At 66.1% G+C, this 12,804-nt stretch carries 12 protein-coding genes and 1 tRNA gene; 5 read left to right on the top strand and 8 right to left on the bottom strand.

Going from position 1 to position 12,804, the window contains the following annotated elements; translation table 11 throughout:
* Positions 1 to 2 precede the first annotated feature (2 nt).
* From rplK to aspS, 7 genes are all read right to left on the bottom strand, one after another.
* Positions 3 to 434, bottom strand: a complete 432-nt coding sequence (gene rplK, locus KAK88_RS07105; RefSeq protein ID WP_008259841.1) for a 50S ribosomal protein L11 — start codon at positions 432 to 434, stop codon at positions 3 to 5.
* 228 nt (positions 435 to 662) lie between these two features.
* On the bottom strand, positions 663 to 1,238 hold the full coding sequence (gene nusG, locus KAK88_RS07100; RefSeq protein WP_017506694.1) for a transcription termination/antitermination protein NusG: 576 nt from the start codon (positions 1,236 to 1,238) through the stop codon (positions 663 to 665).
* Positions 1,239 to 1,251: 13 nt separating this feature from the next.
* Positions 1,252 to 1,566, bottom strand: a complete 315-nt coding sequence (secE, locus tag KAK88_RS07095) for a preprotein translocase subunit SecE (RefSeq protein WP_017506693.1) — start codon at positions 1,564 to 1,566, stop codon at positions 1,252 to 1,254.
* 70 nt (positions 1,567 to 1,636) lie between these two features.
* Positions 1,637 to 1,712, bottom strand: a tRNA-Trp gene (locus tag KAK88_RS07090).
* Positions 1,713 to 1,808: 96 nt separating this feature from the next.
* Entirely contained in the window at positions 1,809 to 3,143 is a 1,335-nt protein-coding gene (locus KAK88_RS07085; protein WP_242078435.1) for a hemolysin family protein, read from the bottom strand.
* A 95-nt stretch (positions 3,144 to 3,238) separates the two neighbouring features.
* Entirely contained in the window at positions 3,239 to 3,373 is a 135-nt protein-coding gene (locus KAK88_RS16035) for a hypothetical protein (RefSeq protein WP_277928843.1), read from the bottom strand.
* 142 nt (positions 3,374 to 3,515) lie between these two features.
* On the bottom strand, positions 3,516 to 5,348 hold the full coding sequence (gene aspS, locus KAK88_RS07080; protein ID WP_242078434.1) for an aspartate--tRNA ligase: 1,833 nt from the start codon (positions 5,346 to 5,348) through the stop codon (positions 3,516 to 3,518).
* Between the two features lie 129 nt (positions 5,349 to 5,477).
* Here aspS and KAK88_RS07075 point away from each other — a divergent pair, with 129 nt between their 5' ends.
* The 4 genes from KAK88_RS07075 to KAK88_RS07060 all read left to right on the top strand — a co-directional run bounded on the left by KAK88_RS07075 (position 5,478) and on the right by KAK88_RS07060 (position 10,331).
* Entirely contained in the window at positions 5,478 to 5,801 is a 324-nt protein-coding gene (locus KAK88_RS07075) for a YciI family protein (RefSeq protein ID WP_242078433.1), read from the top strand.
* Positions 5,802 to 5,886: 85 nt separating this feature from the next.
* Positions 5,887 to 6,567: a DnaA/Hda family protein gene (locus KAK88_RS07070; RefSeq protein WP_242078432.1), complete on the top strand. Its 681-nt coding sequence runs from the start codon at positions 5,887 to 5,889 to the stop codon at positions 6,565 to 6,567.
* A gap of 60 nt (positions 6,568 to 6,627) precedes the next feature.
* On the top strand, positions 6,628 to 8,844 hold the full coding sequence (locus KAK88_RS07065; RefSeq protein ID WP_242078431.1) for an RNA degradosome polyphosphate kinase: 2,217 nt from the start codon (positions 6,628 to 6,630) through the stop codon (positions 8,842 to 8,844).
* Positions 8,844 to 10,331: a Ppx/GppA phosphatase family protein gene (locus KAK88_RS07060; protein ID WP_242078430.1), complete on the top strand. Its 1,488-nt coding sequence runs from the start codon at positions 8,844 to 8,846 to the stop codon at positions 10,329 to 10,331. The genes KAK88_RS07065 and KAK88_RS07060 overlap by 1 nt, the downstream gene beginning before the upstream one ends.
* Positions 10,332 to 10,528: 197 nt before the next feature.
* Here KAK88_RS07060 and rnd read toward each other — a convergent pair whose 3' ends face one another.
* A complete protein-coding gene (rnd, locus tag KAK88_RS07055; RefSeq protein ID WP_242078429.1) occupies positions 10,529 to 11,677 on the bottom strand; it encodes a ribonuclease D in 1,149 nt (382 codons plus the stop codon).
* A gap of 79 nt (positions 11,678 to 11,756) precedes the next feature.
* Between rnd and purM the strand changes: the two genes are divergently transcribed.
* The gene (gene purM / locus KAK88_RS07050; protein ID WP_242078428.1) at positions 11,757 to 12,794 is read left to right on the top strand and encodes a phosphoribosylformylglycinamidine cyclo-ligase; all 1,038 of its coding nucleotides are present in this window, start codon (positions 11,757 to 11,759) and stop codon (positions 12,792 to 12,794) included.
* Positions 12,795 to 12,804: the final 10 nt, after the last annotated feature.

Raw genomic sequence — 12,804 nt, 5'->3', positions numbered from 1 at the left:
GTTTAGCCCTCCACCACTTCGAGGCCCATCGCGCGGGCGGAGCCTTCGATGATCTTGGCCGCCGCGTCGAGGTCGTTGGCGTTCAGATCCTTCATCTTCTTTTCGGCGATCTCGCGCAGTTGCGCCTGCGTGATCTTGCCGGCGACTTCACGGCCGACCAGCTTCGAACCCGACTTCAGGCCCGTAGCCTGCTTCAGGTACCAGGTCGCCGGCGGCGTCTTGGTGATGAAGGTGAACGACTTGTCCTGATAGACGGTGATCACGGTCGGAAGCGGGGTGCCCTTGGCTTCCTTCTCGGTGCGCGCGTTGAACTCCTTGCAGAAGCCCATGATGTTCACGCCGCGCTGACCCAGAGCCGGGCCGATCGGGGGCGAAGGCGTGGCCGAACCGGCCGGCACTTGCAGCTTGATATAGCCGAGAATCTTCTTGGCCATTGGTCTCTCCTATGAATGACCCCGGACGTGATCCGGGACCGGTGAGCCGTGGTGCGGCATGGCTGCCTCCCACGGATTTGACGCCCCACGAACCGAAGGCCCGCCGAGCGAAGGCGCGCGTGTAACAGAGGGGGGATGGAATGGCAACGCACCGCCCCGCCCTCGCCGCAGAAACGAAAAAGCCGCGCCCTTTCGGACGCGGCTTAAATCTCGACAGGGGCGTGAGCCTCAGCCCGCGACCTTCTCCACCTGGGCGTATTCCAGTTCGACCGGCGTGGCGCGACCGAAGATGGACACGGCGACGCGCAGGCGGGCGTGTTCTTCGTCCACGCTCTCGACCGAACCGTCGAAGCTGGCGAACGGGCCGTCGATGACCTTGACCTTCTCGCCGATGTCGAAGCGGATGGTGGGCTTGGGACGCTCGACGCCCTCTTCCACGGCGCCGATGATGTTCTGAACTTCACGCTCGGAGACCGGCAGGGGCTTGGTCCCGCCCGCGGCGCCCAGGAAGCCCGTGACCTTCGGCGTATTCTTGACCAGGTGATAGGCCTGGTCGGTCATTTCCATCTTCACCAGCACATAGCCGGGGAAGAACTTGCGTTCCGAGTTCACCTTGCGGCCGCGACGGATCTCGACGACGTCCTCGGTCGGAACCAGGATTTCGGAGAAGGCGTCTTCCAGGCCCTGTTGCTTGGCCTGATCGCGCAGCTGCTCGGCGACCTTCTTTTCGAAGTTCGAGTAGGCGTTGACGATGTACCACTTGTGGCGCGGATTGGCGGGCTTTGCGGGCGCTGCATCGGTCATGGGCGCGTCTTTCTCAGGATCCGAGAGCGATGATGTAGCGGAAGGCGTAGCCCAGGCCGGTGTCCACGATCCAGAAGAAGATCGAGGCGATGATGACCATGATGAAGACCATCACCGAGGTGATCCAGGTCTCCTTGCGGCTGGGCCAGACGATCTTGCGGCCTTCGGCGCGCACCTGGCTCAGGAACTGGCCGGGGCTGGTGCGGGGCTTCTTGGGCTCGGGCGAATCGACCGTGATGGCGGCGGCGCCGGCCGCCTGAGGCTTGGCGCCCATCTGGGGCTTCGCGCTGCCTTGAGGCCGCTTGCCGGGAGTTTTGGCCTTGGCCATCAGTTGCTCTTCACACAATTGTTCCTGTCGCCCCAGATGGGAAGTCCCATCCGGAAGCGACAGGGGGGATTGGCAGGAGTTGGGGGACTCGAACCCACGACCCCCGGTTTTGGAGACCGGTGCTCTACCAGCTGAGCTAAACTCCTAGACTACCGCGCAAACCCGAGAGGTCCGTGCGTTCGCCAGAGGGGGGCGTATGCCCGACACCGCCCGCCATTTCAAGGGCGATGTGACACTTGCGATCAGTCTTCCAGATGCGCGGCGATGGCGTCCCGCTCGTCCTCGGCCTTCACCAGTTCCTTGAAGATCAGCTTGTCGATACGGCGGTCGTCCATATCCACGACCTCGACCTCGAATCGACCCACCTGCAGCACTTCGCCCTCGTCCGGGACGCGCGAGATCTGGTGCAGAATCAGGCCGGCGACGGTGTGGAAGCCTTCATGCTCGCCGAAGTCCTCGCCCAGGGTGTCGGCGAGATCGTCGAGGTCGGTCTGGCCGTCCACCAGCCAGGTGCCATCCGCGCGTTGATGGATCCAGGCCTGCTCTTCGTCATGGCCCTCGTCGAAGTCGCCGGCGATCATCTCCAGGATGTCGGTCGCCGTCACCACGCCTTCGAAGGCGCCGTATTCGTCGACGATGAAGGCCATGTGGACCCGCGAGCCCTTCAGGATTTCCAGCGCCTTCAGCACCGAGGTCGACTGAGGAATGAAGGCCGGCTCGGCGACAAGCGGCTCCACATCGATCTTGCCGGTCGTCAGCAGAGCGTCCAGCAGGTCCTTCTTGTGCACCAGGCCGAGCGGATTATCGACGTCGTTCTCGCGCGCCACGACGATGCGCGAATAGGGGCAGGTGCGGATTTCCTCGCGCACCACCTCCTCGGGGTCGTCAAGGGCGATCCAGAACACCTCGTGGCGCGGCGTCATGGCCACCCGCACCGGACGGTCGCCCAGGCGCATGATCTCCTCGATCATCTCCTGCTCTTCCGGTTCGATCAGGCCGGCCGAGGTGCCCTCGGCCAAAATGGTGGCCACCTCTTCCTGGGTCACGTCCGATCCGTCGCGATCCTTGACGCCCAGCAGCTTCAGAATGCCCGAGGTCGAGGCGGTCAGCAGCAGGACGAAGGGCTTCAGCACGATCGCCAGCGTCGAGATCGGCTTGGCCATCTTGGACGCCACCGTCTCGGGAAAGATCAGCGCCAGGCGCTTGGGCACCAGTTCGCCGATGATCAGCGAGACATAGGTGATGCACACGACCACCACGGCGGTCGCGAAGAATTCGGTGTATTGCGCCAGCGCCGGGAAGGCGGCTTCCAGAATGCGATCAAGTTCGCCCGCGATGGTCGCCTGACCATAGGCGCCCGCCAGAATGCCGATCAGGGTGATGCCCACCTGAACGGCGGACAGGAACTGGGTCGGTTCTTCCGACAGCTTCAGCGCCGCCCTGGCCCCCCGGTCTCCTCGTTCCGCCCTCGCCTGCAGCTTGGATTTCCGAGAGGAGACGACCGCCAATTCAGTCATGGCGAACAAGCCGTTGAGCACCACCAGGAGCAGAACGACAGCAATAGCGATGAGTAACATCTAGGGGGTTTTGGGGACCGACGCGGCGCGACAGACGGCGTCCGCAGCGCTACACTAGGGCAGGATCGCGACCAGCGCCATGTTTTCCTTTGCGCTCAGCCCGCCGGCCCGGCTTCGACCGAGCCGTAAGCGCCCGAAACCGGCCGGCCATTGGCGTCATACTGGGTCGCACAGGCGCTCATGCCCAGCACGGTGCCGATGAAGATACCCAGTCGAATGGCGCGTCGCATTTGGTTACCGAAAGATTAACGTCCGATCCGAACGTAAATCCCGGTCAACGGTTGCAGGCAATCGTGCTCGCCTTGGGCGCGAACAAAAAGGGGGACGCCGCGAAGCGTCCCCCATTCTTCGTCCTTGATCAGACCTCGCCGATCACACCTTGATCGGCAGCGCCGTGCGGATGTGGACATCCTTCAGCTGGCGCTCCTCGGCCTCGGTCGGCGCGTTCATCAGTAGATCCTCGCCCTGCTGGTTCAGCGGGAAGGCGATGACCTCGCGTATGGCCGTCTCGCCGGCCAGCAGCATGACGATGCGGTCGATGCCGGGGGCCAGGCCGCCGTGCGGCGGGGCGCCGAAGCGGAAGGCGTTCAGCATGCCGCCGAACTGCTCCTCGACCACCGAGGCGTCATAGCCGGCGATCTCGAACGCCTTCAGCATGATCTCGGCCTTGTGGTTCCGGATCGCGCCCGAGCACAGCTCATAGCCGTTGCAGACGATGTCGTACTGATAGGCGCGGATGGTCAGCGGATCCTGGTTCTCCAGGGCCTCCAGTCCGCCCTGCGGCATGGAGAAGGGGTTGTGGCTGAAGTCGACCTTCTTCTCGTCTTCCGACCATTCGAACATGGGGAAGTCGACGATCCAGCAGAATTTGAACTGGTCTTCGTCCACCAGCTTCAGCTCCGTGCCGACGCGAGTGCGAGCCAGGCCGGCGAACTTGGCGAAGGTCGCAGGCAGGCCGGCGACGAAGAAGGCGGCGTCGCCCTGGCCCAGACCGAGCGACGACATCAGGGCCTTGGTCGGTTCCTGACCCAGGTTCTTGGCGATCGGGCCGCCCCAGGCGCCCTGGTCCTCGGACCAGAAGATATAACCCAGGCCCGGCTGGCCCTCGCCCTGCGCCCAGCTGTTCATGCGGTCGCAGAAGGCGCGCGAACCGCCCGTGGGGGCCGGAATGGCCCAGACCGCGTTCTTGTCGTCCGCACCCAGGATCTTGGCGAACAGGCCGAAGCCGCCGTCGCGGAAATGGTCCGACACCACCTGCATCTTGATCGGGTTGCGCAGGTCCGGCTTGTCCGAACCGTACCAGGCCATCGACTGGGCGTAGGTCAGGCGCTCGAAACCCTTGTGCTCGAACGTCTCGCCGAAGTCGTTGGTGAAGGTATGGACGCCGTCGATGGCCGAGACCGGCTTGCCGTCGCCGAACTCCTCGAACACGCCGTGCATCAGCGGCTCGATGGCGGCGAAGACGTCTTCCTGGGTCACGAAGCTCATCTCGACGTCGAGCTGATAAAACTCCAGCGACCGGTCGGCGCGCAGGTCTTCGTCACGGAAGCACGGCGCGATCTGGAAGTAGCGGTCGAAGCCCGAGACCATCAGCAGCTGCTTGAACTGCTGCGGCGCCTGGGGCAGCGCATAGAACTTGCCCGGATGCAGTCGCGACGGCACCAGGAAGTCGCGCGCGCCTTCCGGCGACGAGGCCGTCAGGATCGGCGTCTGATACTCCAGGAAGCCCTGATCGACCATGCGACGGCGGATCGAGGAAATCACCTTGGAGCGCAGCACGATGTTCTTGTGCAGTCGCTCGCGGCGCAGATCCAGGAAGCGGTTGGCCAGGCGGATATCCTCGGGATATTCCTGATCCCCAAAGACCGGCATCGGCAGTTCGGCGGCTTCGGACAGCACCTCGACGCCCTGGACGCGCACCTCGACCTCGCCGGTCGGCAGGTTGGGGTTCACCACCGAGGCGTCGCGCGCGACCACCTCGCCATCGACCTTGATCACGCTCTCGGCGCGCAGACGCTCCACGGCGGCGAAGCCCGGCGTCTCGGGGTGCAGAACCAGCTGCGTCAGGCCGTAGTGGTCGCGCAGGTCGATGAACAGCAAACCGCCGTGGTCGCGCTTGCGGTGAACCCAGCCCGACAGGCGAACAGCGGAACCGGCGTCAGAGGCGCGCAGGGCGCCGCAGGTGTGGGAGCGATAGGCGTGCATGAAACGAACCGTCTGGAGTCTCTGGGCGGTGGAATCCGACGCCGTCGGCGCCCGAAATCGAAGCGGCGTAGGGCGCATCATCGCCCCGGAAAGTCAAGGTTTCAGCCGTTGCAAAGCCTGCCGCCGCGCATGATATCTGGCGCTTCCATCCCGCCCGAGGCCGCCATGTTCATCGTCACCATCACCTACACCCAGCCCATCGAAGCCATCGAGGCGCGGACGGTCGAGCATCGCGCGTGGCTGGATCAGCATGTCGCCAGCGGCCTGATCATCGCCGCCGGGCCGATGGTGCCGCGCACCGGCGGCATTCTGGTGGTGCGCAGCGGCGGGACCAAGCAAGAGCTGGAGACCCTGCTGAAGGACGATCCGTTCCAGGTTGACGGCCTGGCCGATTACACGGTGACCGAGTTCAAGGCCGGCAAGCTGAACCCCGCCCTGGCCGAATTCGCCTGATTCATCCACAGGGGCGCGGTTCGCTCCCCGCAACCAACAGAGCGGGCCTGACGCGGTTAACGCCGGGCTCTGCTATGAAAGACGCATGTCCGCGCTGAGCGCCCTGCCCCCGACGACGACCGACCAGCTGCGTCTGCCGCTGGAGCGGCCGGTTGCGGGCGAGGCCTTCGTGACCTCCGACAGCAACGCCGAGGCCGTGCGCGTCCTGGCCCGCTGGCCCGATGGCGTGGGCGCGGTGCTGGCGCTGCACGGCCCCCCGGGATCGGGCAAGAGCCGCCTCGCCGCCGACTGGGCCGAGCGGGTCGGCGCCGTGCCGCTGAACGGCGCCGAGGCCGCGCTGATCGATCCGCTGGAACTGGAAGGCCGGCCGGTCCTGCTGGACCGTGCTGCGGACGCCGACGACGAAAGCCTGTTTCATCTGATCAACCTGGCCAACTCCGGCGGCGGCGCCCTGCTGCTGGTGTCGCGCTCGACCCCGCGTCAGTGGTCGGTCGATCTGCCCGATCTGCGTTCGCGGCTGGACGCCGTGCGCGCCGTGGCCATCGCCGCGCCCGACGACGCGGTCCTGTCGGCCATCCTGCGCGCCCGCTTCGCCGAACGCAGCATCACCCCGTCCGACGACGTGATCGACTATCTGGTCCGCCGCCTGGACCGCTCGGCCGAGACCGCCGCCGCGGTGGTCGAACGTCTGGACGCCCTCCACCGCCCCGTCACCCGCGTTCTGGCGCGTCAGGTGCTGGACGCCATGGACGCCGCCGCCGACTGACCCGCGACATTTTCTCGGCGCCCGCTTGCGGCCGTCACACGCGCGCGCGAGAACCGGTTCATGACCGACGCCGCGATCCATGACGACACCCGAGGCGAAGAGGTTCCCGCCTCTCGCGCCCCCCAACTGGCGCTGAGCGAAGAGCTGATGGCCTCGCCCAGCCGGTTCTTCAATCGCGAAACCTCGTGGCTGGCGTTCAACGAACGCGTGCTGGAAGAAGCGGCCAACGCCAACCACCCGCTGCTGGAGCGGCTGCGGTTCCTGTCCATCTCGGCCAATAACCTGGACGAGTTCTTCATGACCCGCGTCGCCGGCCTGAAGGGTCAGTTGCGCGAACGGCTGCGCGTCCTGTCCGCCGACGGCCTGACGCCCGCCGAACAGCTGGAGCGGATCAACATCGCCGCCGGCGAGCTGATGGCCGAACAGCAGCTGCGCTGGCGTCAGCTGAAGAAGGAGCTGACCGTCGCCGGCATCGAGATCGTCGATCGCCAAAAGATCACCAAAACCGAGCGCGAGCGTCTGGAACCCGAGTTCCTGAACCAACTCTTCGCCGTCCTGACGCCGCTCGCCATCGACCCGGCCCACCCCTTCCCCTTCCTGCCCAACCTGGGCTTCTCCCTGGCGCTGAAGCTGAAGCGCAAGGGCGAGACCAAGACCTTCTACGCCTTGGTGCCGGTGCCGACCCAGGTGCGCCGGTTCTGGGAACTGCCGACCGACGGACGCTCCACGCCGGGGCACAAGCGGTTCATCACGCTGGAAAACGTGCTGCTGCTGTTCATCGATCACCTGTTCCCCGGCTGCGAGGTTCAGGAAAAAGGCGTCCTGCGCCTGATCCGCGACTCGGACATCGAGATCGAGGAAGAGGCCGAGGACCTCGTGCTGGAGTTCGAGGAGGCGCTGAAGCAGCGTCGCCTGGGCTCGGTGGTGCGGGTCAAGATCGAGGCGTCCATGCCTGTCGATCTGCGCGACTTCATCGTCAGCGAGCTGGAGGCCGCGCCCCAGGACGTGGTTCTGGTCGACGGCATGCTTGGTCTGGCCCAGCTGTCGGACCTGATCCCCGGCGGCCACCCGGACCTGAAGTTCAAGGGCTATGAACCCCGCTATCCCGAACGCGTCCGCGACAATGGCGGCGACGTGTTCGCGGCCATCCGCGAGAAGGACCTGCTGATCCACCACCCGTTCGAGAGCTTCGACGTGGTGGTTCAGTTCCTGCGTCAGGCGGCGCGCGACCCCAACGTCATCGCCATCAAACAGACGCTGTATCGCACGTCCAAGGACAGCCCCATCGTAGCCGCCCTGATCGAGGCGGCCGAGAACGGCAAGAACGTCACCGCCCTGGTCGAACTGAAGGCCCGCTTCGACGAAGAGGCCAATCTGCGCTGGGCGCGGGCGATGGAGCGGGCCGGCGTCCACGTCGTCTTCGGCTTCGTCGAATACAAGACCCACGCCAAGGTCAGCGTCGTCGTCCGGCGCGAGGGCGAGGGCCTGCGCACCTACTGCCACTTCGGCACCGGCAACTATCACCCCGTGACGGCCAAGGTTTACACCGATCTGTCGCTGTTCTCCTGCGACCCCGTCCTGGGGCGCGATGCGACGCGGGTGTTCAACTACATCACCGGCTATGCGACGCCGGACCACCTCGAAGCCCTGGTCGTCTCGCCGCTGAACATGAAGGCCACGCTGATCGAACTGATCGGCAAGGAAATGTCGGCCGCCGCCATGGGCAAGCCCGCCGCCATCTGGGTCAAGCTGAACGCCCTGGTCGACGTCGAGATCATCGACGCCCTGTACCGGGCCAGCCAGTGGGGCGTGCGGATCGATCTGGTCGTGCGCGGCATCTGCTGCCTGCGTCCCGGCGTGCCGGGCCTGTCGGAGAATATCCGGGTCAAGTCGATCGTCGGCCGCTTCCTGGAACACAGCCGCATCGTCTGTTTCGCAAATGGCAAGGACCTGCCGCATGACAAGGCTAAGGTCTTCATCTCCTCGGCCGACTGGATGACGCGCAACCTGGATCGCCGGGTCGAGCTGATGACGCCGATCCGAAACGCCACCGTCCACGATCAGGTGCTGGACCAGATCATGGTCGCCAATCTGAAGGACGATGCACAAAGCTGGGTGCTGGACGCCGAAGGGCGCTATACACGCGTCACCCCCGCCGATCCTGAGCGGCCCTTCTCGGCCCACAAATACTTCATGACCAACCCCAGCCTGTCCGGGCGCGGCCGCAAGGCCAAGAGCCTGCCCGCCGTCCTGCGCTACGAGCGTCCAGGCCGCTGATGCCCGACATCATGCTTACCGACCGCGACATCGCCGCGATCGACATCGGTTCAAACTCGGTTCGTCTGGTCCTGTACCGGCTGGAAGGCCGCGCGATCTGGACCGTCTATAATGAGAAGGTTCTGGCCGGCCTGGGCCGCGACCTGCCGACGACCCGCAAGCTGTCGCCCGAGGGCGTGGTCATGGCGATGACGGCGCTGCGCCGTTTCGCCGCCGTTCTGGAGGGCGTGCGGCCTGACGCGACCCTGATCGCCGCCACCGCCGCCGTGCGCGAAGCCTTGGACGGGCCGGAGTTCTGCGAGCGCGTCGCCGCCGAGACCGGCCTCCAGATCCGCGTCCTGTCGGGTGAGGAAGAGGCCAAATACGCGGCCATGGGCGTCTTGGCCGGCGCGCCCCTGGCTCACGGCGTCTCGGCCGACATGGGCGGCGCCAGTCTGGAGCTGACCCGGCTGAACGGAGACGGCGTCGAGAACGGTCTGACCCTGCCGTTGGGTCCGTTTGCCTTGGCTGACGGCAAGGCCTTCGACGCCGAGCGCATCAAGGCCCGTATCGATCAGGCCCTGAAACCGGTCGCAGCCCAGTTCAAGAGCGAGCGCCTCTACGCCGTGGGCGGCGCCTGGCGCACCTTGGCCCAGGTCCATATGGGTTTGAAATCCTATCCGCTGAAAGTCGTGCATCAGTATCAGATGTCGGCCGATGAGGCTTTGGAGACCGCGCGTCTGGTCGCGCAACAGTCGGCGGCCAGCCTGGCCAAACTGCCCGGCGTGTCGAAGAAGCGCGCCGAGACCCTGCCCTACGCCGGCCTGGTGCTCGAGGCCTTGATCAAACATCTGGGTCTCAAACAGATCGAGATGTCGGCGTGGGGCGTGCGCGAGGGCCTGCTGTTCGAGACGCTGGATGAGGCGACGCGGACGGCCGATCCGCTTCTGGCCGGCTGCACCGCCCTGGGCGGTCGTCAGGGCGTGGCCCCCGCCCTGCCCGGCGCGCTGAACGGCTGGATTTCCGAAATCGTCGCCGCCCTGCCCGAGGTGTTCGGCGAGAAACGCGACGCCGTGCTGGTCAGCGCCGCCTGCCGTCTGGCGGATCTGGGCGCGCGACTGCACCCGGATCACCGGCTGGAGCTAGTCTTCGACCAGGTGCTGCGCGCGCCCGTCGCCGGCATCAGCCACACGGAACGCGCCTTTTTGGCCAGCGCGATGAACGCCCGCTACGGCGGCGCGCCCGCCACGCCTCAGCCCGAGGTCATCGACCGCCTGCTCGACGCCGCCGCCGCCAAGCGCGCCCGCGCCATCGGCCTGGCGATCCGTCTCGCCTGCGATCTGTCCGGGCGCTCGCCCCAGCTGATGGCCAACGCCGCCGCCAAGGTCAAAGGCGGCGACCTGCGGCTGACGGCGACCGAAGGCTACGCCGACGTCCTCCTGGGCGAACAGACCAAGAAGCGCGCCAAGGCCCTCGCCGAGGCGATGGACCTGGGGCTGAAGATTTAGGCGACGCGTCTCCTTCCCACTTGGCGGGGAGGTGGCGCGGCGCTTCTTCAGCGCCGTGACGGAGGGGTTCTAAGCCGCAGCGCAGGCGGCTGTGAGACTTCAAGAGCCCCTCCACCGCTCAGCCTGGTATCGGGCTCGCCTTTGGCGAGACCCCGGGGCGGTCCCTTTCTCCATTGCATGGGGAGGAGACGTTCTCCCTACTCGATCTCGACGACTTCCACCCGCGCGCCGTTCAGCACCAGGGCGATCTCCCCGCGCTTCAGCTTCAGCGCGTCCTCACCGAAGATCTGGCGGCGCCAGCCCTTCATGGCGTCAATGTCGGCATCGTCGCTGATGGCGATCTTTTCCAGGTCCGACACGGTGGCGATCAGCTTGGAGGCCACGCCGGCGTTGTCGCTCTTGGCCTTCAGCAGCACCTTCAACAGCTCCACGACCGACGGCGGCGCCGGCTGGCGGTGGGCGGGGCGCTCCATCTCGGGCGCAAAGGCCTCGGGATCGGCCAGAACCCGCTTCAACTCCTCGGCCAGTTCCAGACCCAGCCGTGACCCGCCGAAACCCTTCGGCACCGAGCGCAGGCGATTGAAGGCCTCGACATCCGTCGGGGTCTGTTGGGCGATCTCGTCGATGCCCTCGTCCTTCAGGATGCGGCCGCGCGGCTGGTCGCGCTCCTGCGCCGCCCGCTCGCGCCAGACGGCGACGGCCTTGAACGCCGCCAGATATTTGGCCGAGAACTTCTTGGGCTTCAGCCGCTTCCAGGCGTTTTCAGGATTGGTGTCGTAGAGGGCCGGATCGGTCAGGCTCTCCATCTCCGACATCACCCACTCCAGCCGGCCTTCCTTCTGCAGCCGGTCGCGCAGCTTGGGATACAGCGCCGCCAGATGGGTCACGTCGCCCAGCGCATAGACCAGCTGGTTGTCCGACAACGGCCGGCGCGCCCAGTCGGTGAAGCGGCTGCCCTTGTCCACCTCGATGCGCAGCATCTGCCGCACCAGCGAATCATAAGCGACCTGCTCGCCGAACCCGGCGGCCATGGCGGCGACCTGAGTGTCGAACATCGGCTTGGGCATGGCCCCAAGGCGCACGAAGATTTCCACGTCCTGGCGACAGGCGTGGAAGACCTTCACGATCTTCTCGTCGCGCAGCAGGTCCAAGAACGGCTCCAGATCCAGCCCCTCCGCCATCGGGTCGATGATGGCGGCGTGATCGGCCGAGGCCGCCTGGATCAGGCAGAGCTTCGGCCAATAGGTCGTTTCCCGCATGAACTCGGTGTCGACCGTGATGAAGGGAGCGTTGGCTACGCGGGCGCAGAAATCGGCCAGCGCCTCGGTGGTGGTGATCGGCGTCATTCCGATGCTATAGCCCCGCGCATCCTACCTGTGGCAAGAGCCGCGCTGCATTTCCGCCCCGATTCAGGCCCGAGATCCCATGAGCGACACCCAAAAGCCTCTCGAAAACGGTCTGACCTACGCCGATGCGGGCGTGGATATCGACGCGGGCGAAATGCTGGTCGAACATATCAAGCCGCTGGCGAAATCGACGGCGCGCCCCGGATCGGAGCCCTCACTGGGCGGATTCGGCGCCCTGTTCGACCTCAAGGCCGCCGGCTTCGAAGATCCGTTGATCGTCACGACGACGGACGGTGTCGGCACCAAGCTGAAGATCGCGATCGAGACCGGTCGTCATGACGGCGTCGGCGTCGACCTGGTCGCAATGTGCGTCAACGACCTGTTGGCCCAGGGCGCCGAGCCCCTACTGTTCCTCGACTATTACGCCACCGGCCGGCTTGAGATCGACGCCGCCCGCCGCGTGGTCGCCGGCATCGCCGAGGGCTGCCGTCAGGCCAGCTGCGCCCTTGTCGGCGGCGAGACCGCCGAAATGCCGGGCATGTACACCGAAGGCGACTATGATCTGGCCGGCTTCAGCCTGGGCGCCGTCGAGCGCGGCCACGCCCTGCCCTATCTGGATCGTCAGGCGGCCGGCGACGTCATCATCGGCCTGGCCTCCACCGGCCCGCACTCCAACGGCTATTCGCTGGTGCGCAAGGTGGTCGAGAAGTCCGGCCTGGCCTGGGGCGACGACGCCCCCTTCGCCAAGGACCGTTCGCTGGCCCAGGCCCTGATGGAGCCGACCCGCATCTATGTGAAGCCGGTGCTGCCGATCATGAAGGCGGGCCTGGTCAAGGGCGCGGCCCACATCACCGGCGGCGGCCTGATCGAAAACCCGCCCCGCTGCATCGCCGAGGGTCTGCAGGCCCGCTTCGACTGGAACGCCTGGCCCATGCCCGCCGTCTTCCAGTGGCTGGCTGAAACCGGCGGCATCAGCGACCACGAGATGCGCCGCACCTTCAACTGCGGCGTCGGCTTCATCCTGATCGTCGCGCCCGAGAACGCCGAGCCAGTTTTGGCCGCCCTGCTCAACGCCGGCGAAGTCGCCTTCGTCTGCGGACAACTGGAAGCGGCCTAAACCGCTCCCA

Origin of the sequence: Brevundimonas diminuta (genome assembly GCF_022654015.1) — a bacterium.
Lineage (GTDB): Bacteria > Pseudomonadota > Alphaproteobacteria > Caulobacterales > Caulobacteraceae > Brevundimonas > Brevundimonas diminuta_C.
Note: the sequence above shows the minus strand (reverse complement) of the source record. Positions and strands in the feature narration are given on the sequence as shown.